The organism is Streptomyces sp. bgisy159 (assembly GCF_965341775.1).
Classification (GTDB): Bacteria; Actinomycetota; Actinomycetes; order Streptomycetales; family Streptomycetaceae; genus Streptomyces.
Genome location: NZ_CBDQZH010000012.1, coordinates 1 through 17,181 on the forward strand (window position 1 = coordinate 1; position 17,181 = coordinate 17,181).

The window sequence follows — 17,181 nt, forward strand, 5'->3', positions numbered from 1 at the left end:
CCCCCCCCCTTCTTTCTCCCCTCCCCTTCGGCGTTCCCCCGCTCGCACGCCCCCGTTGGACGCTCCGGGGTCCGCATCGTGCCGAGCGGCTCGCGGTGGCCCGCCGCCCCCGTGCCGGCGGGCCCCGCACGAGAACAATGTGCCCTGCACCGGCCCCGGTTGAAGCCCCCCGACGCGTCTTCAGAGCTTCATTTGAGGTTGGCGTACCGGCTCTACGCACGATCCCTACGCTCCCCGGCGTATGCCGTGGGCGCTGTCCCGCGGCTGCGACGGCGCCGTCACGGGGGCTGGACCCTCATCCCGGCAAGCCCACGGAGGCAACCACTGGATACTTCCAGCGAGGAGCGGTTCCCTGCGAGGTTCGCCCCCGCGAGGAGCGGTTCGCTGCGAGGTGCGGTTCCCTGCGAGGTGCGGGCGGACAGCGCGGAGCGCTCCCTCGCCGGTGTCCGGCCGGCTCGGGAGCGCTCGGTGTCGTATGACCGTCCGATGGCGCGAGGCTGGGCGCGAGTCAGTACGTTCGCGCCACCGGACGGGGTCGGTGGGCTGGGACCGCGGCGGTGGCGACGGATCCGGGGCGCCTTCCCTCAGGTCGAGAAGGGGGCCCGGGTCCTTGACCACCGCACTGGCTCGCACGCCGCCGCGGTCCTCACCTTGCCCGCCGTACCGCGCGATCACCCCTCATCCGGATCGCTCGGCGGTGGCGGGTCGGGCGCGTCCGGGCTTGACCTCCCCGTCAAGTCCCGGACGCCGTCAGGGGGTTCAGTCCTCGCGCAGGGCGCGGACCGCCTCCTCGACACGCCGCCCGTACTCGGGGTCGGCGGCGTGGAAGTGGGCCAGGTTCTTCTCGATCACGTCGTTGCGGGAGACCTGGGACAGGCTGCCCGCGATGTTCGCGACCAGGCGGGACCTCTCGTCCGCGGACATCAGCCGGTACAGCTCACCCGCCTGGAAGAAGTCGTCGTCCTTGGTGTGCTGCGGCGCCTCGTGGGTGCCGGTGTGGCCGGTCACCGCCAGCGGGGCGGACAGCGGGCGGCCGGTCTCGACCGGGCCGTCGTAGGAGTTCGGCTCGTAGTTCCTGGCGTGCCGGCCCTGGCCGTTGACCGCCATGTAGCCGTCCCGGCCGTAGTTGGCGGCGCCGCCCGGCACGGCCTTCGGCGCGTTGACCGCCAGCAGCGTGTGGTTGACGCCCAGCCGGTAGCGGTGTGCGTCGGCGTAGGCGAACAGGCGGCCCTGGAGCATCTTGTCCGGCGAGGGGCCGATGCCCGGCACGAAGTTGTTCGGGGAGAACGCGGCCTGCTCGACCTCGGCGAACACGTTGTCCGGGTTGCGGTCGAGGACGAGGCGGCCGACGCGCCGCAGCGGGTGGTCCCGGTGCGGCCAGACCTTCGTCAGGTCGAACGGGTTGAAGCGGTAGTCCGCCGCCTCGGCCGCCGGCATGAGCTGGACGTACAGGGTCCACGAGGGGCGCACGCCCCGCTCGATGGCCTGGAGCAGGTCGGTCTGGTGCGAGGTGGGGTCCTGGCCCGCGAGTTCGGCGGCCTGCTCGGCGGACAGGCAGCGGATGCCCTGGTCGGTCTTGAAGTGGTACTTGACGAAGAACGCCTCGCCGTCGGCGTTCGTCCACTGGTAGGTGTGCGAGCCGTAGCCGTTCATGTGCCGGTACGACGCCGGGATGCCGCGGTCGCCCATCAGCCAGGTCACCTGGTGCGTGGCCTCGGGGGCGTGGGCCCAGAAGTCCCAGACGTTGTCCGGTTCCTGACGGCCCGTGAAGGGGTCGCGCTTCTGCGAGTGGATGAAGTCGGGGAACTTGATCGGGTCCTTGATGAAGAACACCGGGGTGTTGTTGCCGACGAGGTCGTAGTTGCCCTCGCGGGTGTAGAACTTCACGGCGAAGCCGCGCGGGTCGCGGACCGCGTCCGCCCCGCCGAGGCTGTCCGCCACGGTCGAGAACCGCAGGAACACCTCGGTGCGCCGGCCGACCTCGCCGAGGAAGTCGGCGTGGGTGAAGCCGGTGACGTCGTCGGTCACCTCGAAGTGTCCGTAAGCGCCGGAGCCGCGGGCGTGCACCACGCGCTCCGGGATGCGCTCGCGGTTGAACCGGGCGAGCTTCTCCAGCAGGTGCTGGTCCTGGAGGAGGAGCGGGCCGCCGACGCCGGCGGTGGCGGAGTTCTGGTTGTCGGCGACGGGGGCGCCGGACTCGGTGGTGAGCACGCGCTTCGACATCGAGGACCTTCCGTGCGGGAGTCAGCGGAAATGTGTTTCCGCTTCGTGGAGCCTAGGAGTGGGCGATCGGAGCGTCAACGTTTTGTTGAAGGGGATTCCGGGCGGCGCCGCCGCCTGGGCGCGACAGGACAATGTCAGCGGCGGCGCCGCCCGGAAGTCGGGGGGAGGGGCGGTCAGACCTGGGCGCCGGACAGGCGTTCCACGGCCCGCAGCAGGGCCGAGTGGTCCAGGCCGCCGTCGCCCTGGGCGCGCAGCGACGCCACCAGCTGGGCGACCGTCGCGCCCACCGGCAGGGCCGCGCCGACGGTGCGGGCGGCGTCGGTGACGATGCCCATGTCCTTGTGGTGCAGGTCGATGCGGAAGCCCGGCTTGAAGTCGCGGTTGAGGAAGTTGTCCTTCTTGCGGGTCAGCACGGTGGAGCCGGCCAGCCCACCGTTGAGGACGTCCAGCGCGGCCTTGAGGTCCACGCCGGACTTCTCCAGGAAGACGACGGCCTCGGCGCACGCCTGGATGTTCACGGCGACGATCAGCTGGTTGGCGGCCTTCACGGTCTGGCCCGAGCCGTGCGGACCGCACAGCACGATCGTCCGGCCCAGCGCCTCGAAGATCGGCTCGGCGGCGTCGAAGTCGGCCTGCTCGCCGCCGACCATGATGGACAGCACGGCCTCGACGGCGCCCGCCTCACCGCCGGACACCGGGGCGTCCAGGACGCGGATGCCCTGGTCCGACGCGGCCTTCGCCAGGTCGACGGAGGTCTGCGGGGTGATCGAGGACATGTCGATCAGCAGGGTGCCGGGCCGGGCGTTGGCCAGGATGCCGTCGGGGCCGTAGGCGATGGCCTCGACCTGCGGGGAGGCGGGCACCATCGTGATGACGACGTCGGCGTCCCGCACGGCCTCGGCGATCGAGCCGGCCGCGGTGCCTCCCGCGGCGGCCAGCCGGTCCAGCTTGTCCCGCTCCAGGGTGTAACCGGTGACGGAGTAGCCCGCCTTGATCAGGTTCTCGGACATGGGGGAGCCCATGATGCCGAGGCCGATCCATGCGATCTTGGGAAGGTTGTCGGTGCTCATAGGGGTGCCTCTCACATACAGGGGGTCAGCGGGACAGCCACTCGAAGGCGTCGGCGCTCGGGCGGTCGCCCGGCTTGTACTCCAGCCCGACCCAGCCGTCGTAGCCCGCCTCGGCGAGCCGGTCGAGCAGCTTCTCCAGGGGGAGGGAGCCGGTGCCGGGGGCGCCGCGTCCCGGGTTGTCGGCGATCTGGACGTGGCCGGTCTTCGGCGCGTACGCGTCGATCACCGCGGGCAGGTCCTCGCCGTTCATGGACAGGTGGTAGAGGTCCATGAGGAAGCGGGCGTTGCCGAGTCCGCTCGCCGCGTTGACCTTGTCGACGATCCCGACGGCGGCCGGGGCCGACACCAGCGGGTACAGCGGTGACTCGGGCTTGTTCAGCGCCTCGATCAGCAGGATCGCGCCGATCCGGTCCGCGGCGCGCGCGGCGAGCACCAGGTTCTCCAGGGCGAGCGCGTCCTGCTCGGCCGGGTCCACGCCCTCGACGCGGTTGCCGTACAGCGCGTTGAGCGCCGTGCAGCCCAGCGACTGCGCGAAGTCGGCGGCCACGTCGATGTTGGCGCGGAATCGCTCGGACTCCTCGCCGGGGACGGAGAGGGCCCCGCGGTCCGGTCCGGGCAGCCGGCCGGCGTAGAAGTTCAGGCCGGTGAGCTGGACGCCCGCGTCCTCGACGGCCTTCTTCAGCGCGGCCGGCTCGGAGCGCTCCGGGGTGGGGGTGTCGGTCCAGGGCCACCACAGCTCGACCGCGGTGAAGCCGGCCGCGGCGGCTGCCGCCGGGCGCTCCAGGAGCGGGAGTTCCGTGAAGAGGATCGACAGGTTGACGTTGAAGCGCTGGTCTGCGAATCCCATGGATCCCGCGCTCCCTTCCGTGGTGTATTCCGTATTACGGAAGTTAGTTTCTGCTTAATGGAAGACTGCCGTCGGTGCTCGCGGCTTGTCAAGGGGTCCCGGACGGTGCCGACGGTCCGCGCCCTCCGGGGCTGCCCCGTGGGGCGTGTCGCGCGTTAGGTTGAGCGAGTGCGATTGAGAGTGGAGTTCACGACCGAACCCTTCGACCTGGACGAGGCGCCCGCGCACGCGGTGGTGGCCCGTGAGGTCGTCGAGGCGGCCGAGCTGGACGCGGTGGACGTCGGCCCGTTCGGCAACACCGCCGAGGGGCGCGCCGACGCGGTCCTCGGCGCGGTGGACGCATTGCTGCGCAAGAGCCTGGAGGCCGGCGCCACCCGTGTGTCCCTCCAGGTGAACGTCATAGAGGAGGGCGAGTGACCGGCACCGGGGAGGAGTCCTTCATCGCGGCGGTCAAACCGCTGGTCGACGCCATGGGCGGGGAGCTGCTCCCGCCCGACGAGGCCGGCCCCGAGGACGTGGTGCTCGCCTGGGCGGGTGCGGACGTCGTCGCGGTGCGCCTGCCGCAGCTCGCCGACTCCCTGGACCACATCCTGGCCGCCATGGAGCGCAGGCGGGGCAAGCCGCTCTCCGACCTGGACCGCAAGGCCAAGCAGGAGGTCGTGCGGACGCTGGAGGCGCGCGGCGCCTTCTCCGTCCGGCACGGTGTGGAGACCGTGGCGAGCGCCCTCGGCGTCAGCCGCTTCACGGTCTACAACTACCTCAACCGCCAGAAAGAGGGCTGATCGACGGCCGGCCGACCGGGCGGGGTGGCCGTGCGGCGGACCGGCAACGCGTTTGTCACCCCGAATTTTCAACAAAGTGTTGACGTGGGGTCGCGACGGGGCGTTAGCTGACCGCAGCCCGTTCAGCACGAAGGCCGAAACGGCCACGGAGGCCCCCGTGACTTCGACTTCCACGCCCCCGGGCCTGGCCCGGTTCAACGACCTGGAGGACACCGCGGCCGCCGCCGCCCTCCACGAGGCGTGTGCCTCCACCGCCTGGGCCGGCCGGCTGCTCACCGCCCGCCCCTACGCCACCGCCGACGCCCTGTACGCCGCGAGCGACGCCGCCATGGCCGAGCTGACCCCGGCGGACCTGGCCGAGGCCATGGCGGGGCACCCGCCGATCGGCCGGCCGAAACCCGGCGACCCGGCCTCTGCCCGCGAACAGCGCGGCATGGCCGGCGCCTCCGAGCGGCTCAAGGAGGAGATGCTGGAACTCAACCTCGCCTACCAGGAGAGGTTCGGCCACGTCTTCCTGATCTGCGCCACCGGCCGGACCGCCGAGGAGATGCGCGACGCGGTCAAGGAGCGCATCGGGAACGCGCCGGAGCAGGAGCGGGAGATCGTCCGCACCGAGCTGGGCAAGATCAACCGGATCCGTCTGGCCCGGCTCGTCGAAGAGGAAGCCTGACCCCATGAGCACCAGCACCACCGCTTCGGTGTCCACCCACATCCTGGACACCAGCCTCGGCCGCCCCGCCGAAGGCGTCGCCGTCCACCTCAGCGCCCGCTCCGGGCGGTCCGCCCATGACGGGCGGGAAGGGGACTGGCGGCCGCTCGGCGGCTCCGCGACCGACGCGGACGGGCGGTGCAAGGACCTGCCGGCCCTGCCGGAGGGAACCACCCACGTACGCCTCGCCTTCGACACCGAGACGTACTTCACCAAGAAGCAAGCCGCGGCCCAGCAGGACGCCCCCGCGCTTCGGGACAGCGAGAACGACCGGCCGGTGTTCTTCCCCGAGGTCACCATCGCCTTCGCGGTGGTGCCCGGCGAGCACTACCACGTTCCGCTGCTGCTCAACCCGTTCGGCTACTCCGTTTACCGAGGGAGCTGACCGACACCATGACCCGCTTCGTCCTGGGACAGAACCAGTACGGCAAGGCGGAGAACCGCGTCGTCAAGATCACGCGTGACGGCGACACGCACCACATCAAGGACCTGAACGTCTCCGTCGCCCTCTCCGGCGACATGGAGGAGGTCCACCGCAGCGGTTCCAACGCCAACGTCCTGCCGACCGACACCACCAAGAACACGGTGTACGCCTTCGCCAAGGAGCACGGCATCCGGAGCGCCGAGGACTTCGGCGTCAAGCTCGCCCGACACTTCGTGGACGACAACGAGCCCATCCACCGGGCCCGTATCCGCGTCGAGGAGTACGCCTGGGAGCGGATCGAGACCTCCCAGGGCGGCGCCCGATTCGTCGGCGCCGACGAGATCGCCCATTCCTTCGTCCGCAAAGGCCAGGAGACCCGCGTCGCGCAGATCACCTACGACGGGCACGGCATCCAGGTGCTGTCCGGGTTCAAGGACCTCACCGTCCTGAACACGACCAACTCCGAGTTCTGGGGCTTCCTGAAGGACAAGTACACGACCCTCCAGGAGGACCACGACCGCATCCTCGCCACCACCGTCTCCACCTGGTGGCGGCACAACTGGGACGGCGTCGACTCGCACGCCCCCGACTGGGACCGCTCCTACAACGGCGTACGCAAGCACGCGCTCCAGGCGTTCGCCGAGACCTACTCGTACTCGCTCCAGCAGACCCTCTTCGAGATGGGCGTGCGGGTGCTCAACACCCGCGACGAGGTGGACGAGATCCGCTTCTCGATGCCCAACAAGCACCACTTCCGCTCGGACCTGTCGCCCTTCGGGATCGACAACGAGGCCAAGGACGGCGCGGTCTACTACGCCGCCGACCGCCCCTACGGCCTGATCGAGGCCACCATCCTGCGGGACGGCGCCGAACAGCTCATCCCGGTCGACATGACCAACCTGTAAGCCACACCGGAACATCGGCACCCGTTGCCGGCGGGTACTCCGCCGGCAACGGCACTCAAATCCCCACGGGTCCTGCCGTGCCCACTCCACCTGAAGCGCAAAGGACGAATCATGGCAGCAGCCCAGCGCATCGTCATCGAGAACGCGGCGATCGCGACGGTGGACGCGAACGACACCGAGTACGCCGTCGGGCACGTCGTCATCGCGGACAACCGCATCGAGTCGCTCGGCGCGGGCAAGGCCCCCGAGGGCCTGACGGACGTCGTACGCCGGATCGACGCCACCGGGCACCTCGTCACCCCCGGCCTGGTCAACACCCACCACCACTTCTACCAGTGGATCACCCGGGGCCTGGCCACCGACCACAACCTCTTCGACTGGCTCGTCGCGCTCTACCCCACCTGGGCGCGCATCGACGAGCCGATGGTCCACGCGGCCGCCCAGGGATCACTGGCGATGATGGCCCGCGGCGGCGTCACCACCGCGATGGACCACCACTACGTCTTCCCGCAGGGCTCCGGCGACCTGTCCGGCGCGATCATCCGCGCCGCCCGCGACATGGGCGTCCGCTTCACCCTGGCCCGCGGTTCCATGGACCGCAGCGTCAAGGACGGCGGCCTGCCCCCGGACTTCGCCGTGGAGACGCTTCAGGGCGCGCTCGCCGCCACCGAGGACACCGTCCGGCAGCACCACGACACCTCCTTCGACGCGATGACCCAGGTCGCGGTCGCCCCCTGCTCGCCGTTCTCCGTCTCCACCGAACTCCTCCGCGAAGGTGCCGAGCTGGCCCGCCGCCTCGGGGTCCGGCTGCACACCCACGGCTCGGAGACGGTCGAGGAGGAGAAGTTCTGCCACGAACTGTTCGGCATGGGCCCGACCGACTACTTCGAGTCCACCGGCTGGCTCGGCGAGGACGTGTGGATGGCGCACTGCGTCCACATGAACGACTCCGACATCGACGCCTTCGCCCGCACGAAGACCGGTGTCGCCCACTGCCCCTCGTCCAACGCCCGTCTCGCGGCCGGCATCGCCCGCGTGCCCGACATGCTCGCCGCCGGAGTCCCCGTCGGCCTCGGCGTCGACGGCACCGCCTCCAACGAGTCCGGCGAACTCCACACCGAACTGCGCAACGCCCTGCTGATCAACCGGCTCGGCGCGCACCGGGAGGCCGCGCTGAACGCCCGACAGGCGCTGCGCCTCGGCACCCACGGCGGCGCCCAGGTGCTCGGCCGGGCCGCCGAGATCGGCTCCCTGGAGCCGGGCAAGCTCGCCGACCTGGTGCTGTGGAAGCTGGATACTCTCGCCCACGCCTCCATCGCCGACCCGGTCACCGCCCTGGTGTTCGGCGCCGCCGCACCGGTCACCGCGTCCTTCGTGAACGGCCGTCAGATCGTCGAGGACAACCGGCTGCTGACGGCCGACGAGGACGCGATCGCCCGGGTCACACGCGACGAGGCACGGCGACTGGCCCGGATCGCCGACCGGTAACCCGGCGCCGTCACAGGGCACTTGAGCTCCGGTCGGGAGGGACGGCTCCCGACCGGTGTCCGTGGACTCCAGCGGAGTCCACGGCGGCCGGCTCCGGGGCGCGCACGCGCGCCCCGGAACGGTCACCGTCCCGTCCTCTCCGGTCCCGCACGGCCGGCGCACCACCTCCCTGCACCCACGTCAGAGCCGACGTGCCACCGACCGGAGGAGAGCCGCAGTGTCCGCTCAGTCACCCCACCCCGTCGACGAGAAGCTCCCCGTCCTCAAGATGGCCACCACGGGTCTGCAACACGTGGCCGCCATGTACGCGGGAGTCGTCGCCCCACCCCTGATCGTCGGCGCGGCCATCGGCCTGTCCGCCACCGACCTGACCTTCCTGACCGGCGCCTGCCTGTTCACCGCGGGCCTCGCCACCTTCCTGCAGACGCTGGGCATCTGGAAGATCGGCGCCCGGCTGCCCTTCGTCAACGGCGTCACCTTCGCCGGCGTCGCCCCCATGACCGCGATCGTCGCCGCCACCGACGACAAGTCGGACGCCCTGCCGGTCATCTTCGGCGCGGTGATCGTCGCCGGTCTGCTGGGCTTCCTCGCCGCACCCGTCTTCTGCAAGGCGGTCCGCTTCTTCCCACCCGTCGTCACCGGTACGGTGATCACGCTGATCGGCGTCTCCCTGCTGCCGGTCGCCTTCGGCTGGGCACAAGGCTCCAGCCCCGCGGCGGACGACTACGGTTCCGGCACCAACCTCGGCCTGGCCGGCGCCACCCTGCTGATCGTGCTCCTGCTGCGCCGCTTCACCAGCGGCTTCGTCAAGCAGATCGCCGTCCTGCTCGGCCTGGTCGCAGGCACCCTCGTCGCCGTCCCCTTCGGCGCCACCGACTTCGGCCCGGTCGCGGACGCGGCCGTCGTCGGCTTCCCGACACCGTTCCACTTCGGCGCCCCGCAGTTCCAGCTCGCCGCGATCCTCTCGCTGTGTGTGGTCATGGTCGTCTCCATGACCGAGTCGACCGCCGACATGCTCGCCCTCGGCGAGATCGTCGACCGCCCGGCCGACGAGCGGACCATCGCGGCCGGCCTGCGCGCCGACACCCTCGGCTCGGCGCTCAGCCCGCTCTTCAACGGCTTCATGTGCAGCGCCTTCGCCCAGAACATCGGCCTGGTCGCGATGACCCGGATCCGCAGCCGCTACGTCGTCGCCACCGGCGGCGCCTTCCTGGTCCTGATGGGCCTGTGCCCGATGGCCGCATCCCTCATCGCGGTCGTCCCGCGCCCGGTGCTGGGCGGCGCCGGCGTCGTCCTGTTCGGCTCGGTCGCCGCCAGCGGCATCCAGACCCTCGTCCGGGCCGGCCTCGACAAGGACAACAACGTCCTCATCGTCGCGGTCTCGCTCGCCGTCGGCATCATCCCGATCACCGCGCCGGAGTTCTACCACGCCTTCCCGGAGACCGCGAGGATCGTCCTCGACTCCGGGATATCCACCGGCTGCGTGGCGGCGGTCCTGCTCAACCTGGTCTTCAATCACCTGGGGCGGGGTGGCGAGGCCCAGGACGTCACCCATCCGATGGAGGCGGGGGAGGAGATCGCCGCGGTGCACTGATCATGTGGGCACGGCAGCCGACCGCCCGGGGGAGATGCCGCCCCCCACGGGGCGGTCGCCTGCTCGTCGGTGATCCCCGGCCCCGTGCCGGGTGGTCTGCCCTCTTCTCGGACCACGACGGCCCGGCTCCGGAAGCCCTGCTCCGTGCTTCCTGACGGTGCCACTACGGTGATGAGCACCGGTCGCGTGCCGTCTGACCAGAGGTACTGCCATGGCCGGATCGACGATCGACACACGGGAGGAAGGCGTGCCCGACCGAGCCACGTCCGATCCGGCATCCGACGACGTCCTCAGCGGGCGCGTGCGTGAGTGGCACGAGGAGGAGGGGTGGGGTGTCCTGGTGACGCCCACCCTGCCGGACCACCACGTGTGGGCCCACTACTCGGCCGTTCAGGCCGAGGGCTTCCGCACCCTGACCGACGGTCAGCCTGTCACCTTCACGGTGGAGCGGGCCGAACAGGACGGTTTCGACTGGAGAGCCGTGCACGTCTGGCCGTCCGGGCCGTCGCAGTCACCGACGGAGTCCGGCGGAAGCGCGCACGGTACGGGCTACTCCTCCCGCCTCGACATCACCTTCGACACCTGATCGGTACGCCCTGGCCAGGACCGGCCGGCCACATGTCACGCACAGGCACGCGGATCGACTGAACAGGGCACTATGCGTTGTGGCGCCAACAGCGGGTGCTGAAGACACCTCAGCCTCCAGGAGCCGTATTCGCTCGGTCGCATGCGGGCTCACCGCAGCACGACCGTGACGCCGCACCGTTCGAGGAGCCGCACGACGTCCTCGAAGTAGGAGAGCCCGTCCTCCGGATCCCCCACGACGTCCCGAAGCGCGCGGCGCGCGATCTCGGAGTCGTGCCAGGTCAAGGTGAAGGGAGGGGCCACCCCGAAGCCACCGCCCAGACAGTCCTTGAGCGCGTTCCACTCCCGGCCGAAATAGCGGCCGGGCCCGAGCAGGGCCTCGGCGACCGCGCAGTGCAGCCCGGAAACGTCCGTGACGAATCGGCCGTCGAGATGGTGCTCACCGCCGGACCGGTCCGGGTGGAGCGCGGGCGCCCGCCAGGCACGTGTGGTGAGGTCCAACCATGCGGCCCTGCCCTGTGAGTCGTACGGCGCCCACAGGTTGGGCTCTGTCGGCGGGCCCTGGTGCCACTCCGACCAGATCGGGCGGGCCGCCAGCGGTGGCCGGTCGTCGCCGCCATCGGTGAGGGTGATGTCGACGAGCGTGCCGCCGAGCACGGATGGTCGCGCTCCGGTAATGGCCAGGCCCACGGGGCGGGAGGCCATCACAGCACCATGACGGTCCAGCACCAGGAGGTAGGCCCAGTCCCGCTCCCATCGACGGGGCCGCCGCAGCGCCGCGAGCAGGGGCTCCGCAGGCTCGCAGCCGATGAGCTGCAGCGGAACGGGAGCTGGTTCCACTCGCGCTTTGAACAGGCCGTCCACGGCGGAGCACCGGCCTGCCTTTGCCGCAACGACTGTCGTTCCCGCGAAGAGCTCGAAGCGCGGCGCCGCAGGCAGTTCGAAGAAGCCTTCCTCGTTTCTGACGCCGGCGCCGAGCACGATGTCGTACCGCGCCGGATCGGCCGAGTAGGGCTGATGGGCCACCACGACGGCATCGACGAGCGTCCACCACTGCACGGGGTTCTCGTCGTTCCAGACCTCGACGCACACGTCGCCCAGACCGCGCAGCGACGCATCGGGCTCAGCCAGAACCTTGCTCAGGAGGCCGTCGGGGCGGCATCCGCGGAGGGTGAGAACCTCCCGTGGCGGCGGGACGGGGTCGGCGAACAGTCCTTCGGCGCCCGCGCACCTCCCCCAGAGCTGTTCCACGCCGTGATCGTCCTCCTTCACCAAGAGGTACTTCACTGGAAAACCCCGGTCCCACACGGCGTGATCTGCGATACGCACCCAACCCCCGAGCATGTGAGCGACCTTCGCGCCAACGATACGGAAACGGAAAGGGGAGGCCGCAGCTCATGCACGATCACACCACGGACCGTCTGGCACGAGGGCGTCGAGCACCGACCGGTCAAGGACGGCAGCCGGGTCGAGTCCGGTTTCCTCGGCCCGTTCACGTCGCGCCGTCACCAGCGGCGTTTCGCCGGACTCGATACCGCCACCGGGGGGCTCCCAGAGCCACGTTCCGTCGAACGGGTCCCGCCAGTGCAGAAGAAGCAGGCGGTTGGCGGCGTCAAGGCAGATGACCCGGGCGGCGGGCCGGTGCGTAGTTTCCACCGTCCTGACGCTATGCCGTGCTCGAAATGTCGATCAAGAACTGTGCTGATCGACATTTCGAGCGACCTGGACTTCGCGTGAGACTCCTGACGCTCGGCGAGGGCCCCCGCGGTCCGTTCCGCCGGGGCGCCTGTCCGACCCGTGGCCCACCCTCAACGGGTATGTTCAGAGACCGAACAGGCTCAGGTCGGTGGCCAGTTTCCTGAAGTAGTCCTGCGGGTCGGCCACCATCCGCCGCTCCTTCAGGTCCAGCAGCCCGCCCACCGCCGTGATCTCGGCGGCGACCGTGCCGTCCGTCTTGCGGATGAGCTGCTCGATGCGGAAGGTCTTGCCTCCGCCCCACTCGAAGACGCACGTCACGTCGACCTCGTCGCCTGCCAGCAGTTCACGCCGGTAGCGGATGGTGGTCTCCAGTGCGACCGGGCCCACGCCCGTGCCGACCATGTCGGCCTGGCTGATGCCGGCCGCCTGGAGCAGCGACCAGCGAGCGTGCTCGGCGTAGTTGATGTACACGCTCTGGTTGAGGTGGCCCTGTACGTCGGTCTCGTAGCCGCGGACGGTCACCCGGACGGAGAACGGTTCGCTCACTGCTTCCCTTTCACGCGGTCGGTGCATGACTCACCGATCTTGACATGCCGGTCAGGTCCGGCGTGGCGAGGCGAGCAGATACCGCTGCCGCGACCGCGGGTCCGTGTGCTCACCGACCTGCCACCCGGCCCCCTCCAGCGTGCCCGCGCACGCCCGCAGGAACTCCCCGCCCGGCCCGCCGACCGCCACGGCCTCCGGCTGCGGTGTCTCCCGCACCCGGTAGCCGTCGCCGTCCGGACCGGCGGGCCGGTGCCCGGCCGCCTCCAGCGCGAGCGCGGCGGCCCGCACCAGATGCGCCCGCTCCCAGCCGCACGGCCGCTGCGTCGAACCGTCCGGATTGGTCATCCGCCGCAGCTCCAGCAGCCCCTGCCAGGCGCTGTGCACCTCGCGGGCCCGCGCCGCGGGGTCACCGGGCGCGTCCTGCTCCCCGCCGACCCGCGCCGCGAACCCACCAGTGTCCGCGCGCTCGATCGGCACCGGCACCGGTTCCGGTTCCGGCTCCGGTGTCCTCATGGCTTCCCGCGCCCGATGGCCGGCCGGTGTGAGGAAGTGGTCGTGCGGCGGCCGGGGGTGCCGGAACGCGAGCCCGCGCCTGACCAGGGCGTCCAGTTGCGCGGGCGTGGCCTTCAGCCGCCCGGTCACCGGATCGGCCGCCTCGACGACCCGCCGCTGCGCGGGGCTGAGCGGTCGGTTCACTCGGCGGCGTAGGTGAGGAAGGCGGCCCAGTGGCGGGGTTCGAAGGCGAGGCGGGGGCCGTGTATGTGCTTCGAGTCGCGGACGTGGACGGTACCGGGGACGGAAGCCACCTCGACGCAGGCCGCTCCGTCGGGATTGCTGTGGCTGCTCTTGAACCACTCCAGTTCGGTACTGACACCGGCCGTGGGCTTCAGGCTCATGTCTCTCCAAGCAGTTTCTCGATGAAGGCCAGCGACTCCCGTGGGGTGAGGGCCTGAGCTCGGATGATCCCATAGCGCAGCTCAAGGATCTGGATCTCCCTGCGGTCCGAGATCAGTCGGCTGACGAGTTGGATGTCGCTGTGCCCCACTGTGGTGCCCTCGTGCAGCCGCAGAAGGTGGAAAGGGCCGTCGAGGCCCGCGTTGTCCTCGCAATCCATGGGCAGCACCTGAATCTCGACGTTCCGCATCTGCCCCACCTCCAACAGCCGTTCGAGCTGTCGGCGCCACACCATTCTGCCCCCGACGGGCCTCCGCAGGGCAGCCTCATCATGGACGAAGCTGAAGGCGGGGATCATCTGGTCTCCCCGGATGATCTCCTGCCGGGCCAGCCGTGCCGCGACCAGTTGCTCCATCTCCTCCTCGGAGAAGGCAGGACGGCGTGAGCCGAACACAGCTCTCAGGTACTCCTCCGTCTGTAACAGCCCATTGACCACGGAGTTGTCGTAGGCACAGATCTCGACGGCCTCGGCCTCGTACTTGGCCAGATCCCTGACCTTCTTCGGATACCGAGCGTGCTCCACGTCCTTCCTGAGCCCGTCGATCAGGCCACCCGCGTCCAGAACCCGGTCGGCCTCCTCCAGGAACTTCGCGCTCGGTGCCCGGCGCCCCCGTTCCACCGACGACACCTGCTCGTCGCTGTACCCGATGGCCGCGCCCAACTCGGCCTGTTTCAGGCCCTTCCGCTCGCGGCAGGTCTTGATGACCCTGCCGACCATGCGCAGTACCGCCGCCGACTCCTCGTCGTCGACGAGTCCGTCACTCATCCCGGACACCTCCCGCGTGCCGTCCGCGCCACGCCACCCACACCGCCCGGACCGCGCCGGACAGCGACCGGACAGTGACGCTGCGTACTGCCGTTGCCGCTGTTCAGAGTAGAGTCAGCCGACCACGCTGAGTGACATGAACGTCGATATCGCGCACCGGGCGACACCTTTCACGCTCCAGCTCTCGGCGACCCGCAGGGGTGCCCGCCTGGCCCGCCGCCTGGCCGCCGGACAACTGGACGCGTGGGGTTGGCCGTACGGTGCGGAGGCGCACCGCACCGCGACGCTGCTGGTGGCGGAGCTGGTCACCAACGCCGTCCGGCACGGTGCGACGCCGGGCCGGGACTTCCGCCTCCGCCTCGTCCTCGACCCGGCGGGGCCCAGCCTGCGCGTCGAGGTGACGGACACCCGCCCGGACCGGCGCCCGCCCGCCCCCGGGGCGCTCCCGCCGGCCTCCGGCGAGTCCGGCCGGGGCCTGCTCCTGGTCGAGGCCCTGTCCACCCGCTGGGGGACGATCTGCGACGACCCGTGTACGAAGACGGTGTGGTGCGAGGTCGCGCTGAGGTGAAGGCCGCTGTCGGCCCGGAGCCGGACCGGCCGCCCTACTGCCGGTACCCGCTCAGGAACCGCCCGATCCGGCCGATCGCCGCCTCCAGGTCGTCCGCGTGGGGGAGGGTGAGGATGCGGAAGTGGTCCGGGGTCGGCCAGTTGAAGCCGGTGCCCTGGACCACCTGGATCTTCTCGCGCAGCAGCAGGTCGAGGACGAACTTCTCGTCGTCGTGGATGGGGTGCACCTTGGGGTCGATGCGCGGGAAGGCGTACAGCGCGCCCTTCGGTTTCACGCAGGACACCCCGGGGATCTCGTTCAGCTTCTCCCAGGCCACGTCCCGCTGCTCGCGCAACCTGCCGCCCGGCTCGGTCAGTTCGCGGATCGACTGGCGGCCGCCGAGTGCGGCCTGGATGGCGTACTGGGCGGGGGCGTTGGCGCACAGCCGCATGGAGGCCAGCATGGTCAGGCCCTCCAGGTAGTCCTTCGCGTGCTGCTTGGGGCCGGTCACCACGAGCCAGCCCGAGCGGAAGCCCGCCACCCGGTACGTCTTCGACAGGCCGCAGAAGGTGAGCACCACCAGGTCGGGGGCGAGCGCGGCGGCCGAGTGGTGCACGGCGTCGTCGTAGAGGATCTGGTCGTAGATCTCGTCGGCGAAGACCATCAGGCCGTGGCGGCGCGCCAGGTCGAGGACGCCCTCGACGATCTCCTTGGGATAGACCGCGCCGGTCGGGTTGTTGGGGTTGATGAGGACGACCGCCTTGGTGCGGTCGGTGATCTTCGACTCCATGTCGGCCAGATCCGGGTACCACTCCGCCTGCTCGTCGCAGAGGTAGTGGACCGCCTTGCCGCCGGCCAGTGTGGTCACCGCCGTCCAGAGGGGGAAGTCGGGCGCCGGGATCAGGATCTCGTCGCCGTCCTCGACCAGCGCCTGTACGGCCATGGAGACGAGCTCGGAGACGCCGTTGCCGAGGAACACGTCGTCGACGCCGACCTCCAGGCCGAGCGTCTGGTAGCGCTGGGCGACCGCGCGGCGGGCGGAGAGGACGCCGCGCGAGTCGGTGTAGCCGTGCGCCCGCGGCAGCATGCGGATCATGTCCTGGAGGATCTCCTCCGGCGCCTCGAAGCCGAACAGCGCCGGGTTGCCGGTGTTCAGCCGCAGCACGCTGTGGCCCGCTTCCTCCAGCGCGTTGGCGTGCTCTATCACCGGGCCGCGGATCTCGTAACAGACCTCGCTGAGCTTGTTCGACTGCCGGAACTCCATGGGTCCCTCCGGTAACTGGGGTTGCTTGGTTTTACCAAGTTGGAGCTTGGAAAGTCCAACCACTTGTCTAGACTGCGTCCCATGTCACCTCGCCGAAGCTACGACCAGTACTGTTCCGCCGCCCGCGCGCTCGACACCGTCGGCGACCGCTGGACCCTGCTGATCGTCCGGGAGCTGCTCGCCGGCCCGCGCCGCTACACCGACCTGCACGCCGACCTGCCGGGTGTGAGCACCGACGTACTCGCCTCGCGGCTGAAGGACATGGAACGCGACGGGCTGGCCGCCAGGCGTCGGCTGCCCCCGCCCGGCGCGGCGTACGTGTACGAACTGACGTCCCGGGGGCGGCGGTTGCTGCCCGTCCTGCAGGCGCTGGGGGAGTGGGGGCAGGCCGAGCTGGGCGAGCGGCGGCCCACCGACGCGGTGCGCGCCCACTGGTTCGCCCTGCCCCTGCTGCGCGCCCTGGAGGGCGAGGGGATCGTCGAAGTGCGCCTCGAAGAGGGCCACTTCCACGTGTACGTCGGCGCGGAGGACGGTCCGGTCTACGGCGAGGGCCCGGCCCCCCGCGAGCCCGACGCGCGCCTCGTGCTGGACGCCGGTACGTGGGAGGCCGTCAGCCGGGGCGACACCGGCCTGCCGCAGGCGGTGCGGGAGGGCCGGGCCGAGGTGACGGGCGAGGGCACCCTGGCCAAGGCCCTGCGGCAGCAGGCCCTTTAGGGGCGCGGGGAACTGCGCGATCAACCACAACGGCGCCGCACCCGCGCGACACACCGGAGGCCCGC

Annotated in this window: 20 protein-coding genes; 10 read left to right on the forward strand and 10 right to left on the reverse strand. The window is 70.7% G+C overall.

Features of this window, described 5'->3' with window-relative positions:
- Window positions 1-759 precede the first annotated feature (759 nt).
- The 3 genes from ACSLTV_RS14220 to ACSLTV_RS14230 form a co-directional block, all read right to left on the reverse strand.
- Entirely contained in the window at window positions 760-2,223 is a 1,464-nt protein-coding gene (locus ACSLTV_RS14220) for a catalase (protein WP_432156470.1), read from the reverse strand.
- A gap of 173 nt (window positions 2,224-2,396) precedes the next feature.
- The gene (locus ACSLTV_RS14225; protein WP_432137054.1) at window positions 2,397-3,293 is read right to left on the reverse strand and encodes a 2-hydroxy-3-oxopropionate reductase; all 897 of its coding nucleotides are present in this window, start codon (window positions 3,291-3,293) and stop codon (window positions 2,397-2,399) included.
- 25 nt (window positions 3,294-3,318) lie between these two features.
- The gene (locus ACSLTV_RS14230) at window positions 3,319-4,140 is read right to left on the reverse strand and encodes a TIM barrel protein (RefSeq protein WP_432137055.1); all 822 of its coding nucleotides are present in this window, start codon (window positions 4,138-4,140) and stop codon (window positions 3,319-3,321) included.
- A gap of 168 nt (window positions 4,141-4,308) precedes the next feature.
- Here ACSLTV_RS14230 and ACSLTV_RS14235 point away from each other — a divergent pair, with 168 nt between their 5' ends.
- The 8 genes from ACSLTV_RS14235 to ACSLTV_RS14270 all read left to right on the forward strand — a co-directional run bounded on the left by ACSLTV_RS14235 (window position 4,309) and on the right by ACSLTV_RS14270 (window position 10,628).
- Window positions 4,309-4,557 carry a hypothetical protein gene (locus ACSLTV_RS14235; protein ID WP_432137056.1) on the forward strand — a complete coding sequence of 83 codons (249 nt, stop codon included), beginning with the start codon at window positions 4,309-4,311 and terminating at the stop codon, window positions 4,555-4,557.
- Window positions 4,554-4,922: a helix-turn-helix domain-containing protein gene (locus ACSLTV_RS14240; protein WP_432137057.1), complete on the forward strand. Its 369-nt coding sequence runs from the start codon at window positions 4,554-4,556 to the stop codon at window positions 4,920-4,922. Before ACSLTV_RS14235 ends, ACSLTV_RS14240 begins: the two co-directional genes overlap by 4 nt.
- 157 nt (window positions 4,923-5,079) lie before the next feature.
- Complete coding sequence (gene uraD / locus ACSLTV_RS14245) at window positions 5,080-5,592, forward strand: 2-oxo-4-hydroxy-4-carboxy-5-ureidoimidazoline decarboxylase (RefSeq protein ID WP_435612246.1); 513 nt, start codon at window positions 5,080-5,082, stop codon at window positions 5,590-5,592.
- Window positions 5,593-5,596: 4 nt separating this feature from the next.
- Window positions 5,597-6,016 carry a hydroxyisourate hydrolase gene (gene uraH, locus ACSLTV_RS14250; RefSeq protein WP_432137059.1) on the forward strand — a complete coding sequence of 140 codons (420 nt, stop codon included), beginning with the start codon at window positions 5,597-5,599 and terminating at the stop codon, window positions 6,014-6,016.
- An 8-nt stretch (window positions 6,017-6,024) separates the two neighbouring features.
- A complete protein-coding gene (pucL, locus tag ACSLTV_RS14255; protein WP_432137060.1) occupies window positions 6,025-6,960 on the forward strand; it encodes a factor-independent urate hydroxylase in 936 nt (311 codons plus the stop codon).
- 111 nt (window positions 6,961-7,071) lie between these two features.
- Window positions 7,072-8,448 (forward strand): 8-oxoguanine deaminase, encoded by a 1,377-nt coding sequence (locus ACSLTV_RS14260; protein ID WP_432137061.1) that lies wholly within the window; start codon window positions 7,072-7,074, stop codon window positions 8,446-8,448.
- Window positions 8,449-8,665: 217 nt separating this feature from the next.
- Window positions 8,666-10,042 (forward strand): nucleobase:cation symporter-2 family protein, encoded by a 1,377-nt coding sequence (locus tag ACSLTV_RS14265; protein ID WP_432156468.1) that lies wholly within the window; start codon window positions 8,666-8,668, stop codon window positions 10,040-10,042.
- Window positions 10,043-10,253: 211 nt separating this feature from the next.
- Window positions 10,254-10,628 (forward strand): cold-shock protein, encoded by a 375-nt coding sequence (locus ACSLTV_RS14270; protein WP_432137063.1) that lies wholly within the window; start codon window positions 10,254-10,256, stop codon window positions 10,626-10,628.
- Between the two features lie 149 nt (window positions 10,629-10,777).
- Here ACSLTV_RS14270 and ACSLTV_RS14275 read toward each other — a convergent pair whose 3' ends face one another.
- From ACSLTV_RS14275 to ACSLTV_RS14300, 6 genes are all read right to left on the reverse strand, one after another.
- Window positions 10,778-11,878: a barstar family protein gene (locus ACSLTV_RS14275; RefSeq protein WP_432137064.1), complete on the reverse strand. Its 1,101-nt coding sequence runs from the start codon at window positions 11,876-11,878 to the stop codon at window positions 10,778-10,780.
- A 144-nt stretch (window positions 11,879-12,022) separates the two neighbouring features.
- On the reverse strand, window positions 12,023-12,283 hold the full coding sequence (locus ACSLTV_RS14280; RefSeq protein ID WP_435612247.1) for an NUDIX domain-containing protein: 261 nt from the start codon (window positions 12,281-12,283) through the stop codon (window positions 12,023-12,025).
- Between the two features lie 165 nt (window positions 12,284-12,448).
- A complete protein-coding gene (locus ACSLTV_RS14285; protein ID WP_432137066.1) occupies window positions 12,449-12,871 on the reverse strand; it encodes an acyl-CoA thioesterase in 423 nt (140 codons plus the stop codon).
- A gap of 51 nt (window positions 12,872-12,922) precedes the next feature.
- Entirely contained in the window at window positions 12,923-13,567 is a 645-nt protein-coding gene (locus ACSLTV_RS14290) for a hypothetical protein (protein WP_435612248.1), read from the reverse strand.
- Window positions 13,564-13,767, reverse strand: a complete 204-nt coding sequence (locus tag ACSLTV_RS14295; RefSeq protein WP_435612249.1) for a DUF397 domain-containing protein — start codon at window positions 13,765-13,767, stop codon at window positions 13,564-13,566. Before ACSLTV_RS14295 ends, ACSLTV_RS14290 begins: the two co-directional genes overlap by 4 nt.
- A complete protein-coding gene (locus tag ACSLTV_RS14300; protein ID WP_435612250.1) occupies window positions 13,764-14,591 on the reverse strand; it encodes a helix-turn-helix domain-containing protein in 828 nt (275 codons plus the stop codon). Before ACSLTV_RS14300 ends, ACSLTV_RS14295 begins: the two co-directional genes overlap by 4 nt.
- Window positions 14,592-14,727: 136 nt before the next feature.
- Between ACSLTV_RS14300 and ACSLTV_RS14305 the strand changes: the two genes are divergently transcribed.
- Window positions 14,728-15,159, forward strand: a complete 432-nt coding sequence (locus tag ACSLTV_RS14305; RefSeq protein ID WP_435612251.1) for an ATP-binding protein — start codon at window positions 14,728-14,730, stop codon at window positions 15,157-15,159.
- A gap of 34 nt (window positions 15,160-15,193) precedes the next feature.
- On the opposite strand, the gene ACSLTV_RS14310 is transcribed toward ACSLTV_RS14305, so the two are convergent.
- Window positions 15,194-16,402 carry a pyridoxal phosphate-dependent aminotransferase gene (locus ACSLTV_RS14310; protein WP_432137071.1) on the reverse strand — a complete coding sequence of 403 codons (1,209 nt, stop codon included), beginning with the start codon at window positions 16,400-16,402 and terminating at the stop codon, window positions 15,194-15,196.
- Between the two features lie 81 nt (window positions 16,403-16,483).
- Here ACSLTV_RS14310 and ACSLTV_RS14315 point away from each other — a divergent pair, with 81 nt between their 5' ends.
- Window positions 16,484-17,116: a winged helix-turn-helix transcriptional regulator gene (locus ACSLTV_RS14315; protein ID WP_432137072.1), complete on the forward strand. Its 633-nt coding sequence runs from the start codon at window positions 16,484-16,486 to the stop codon at window positions 17,114-17,116.
- Window positions 17,117-17,181: the final 65 nt, after the last annotated feature.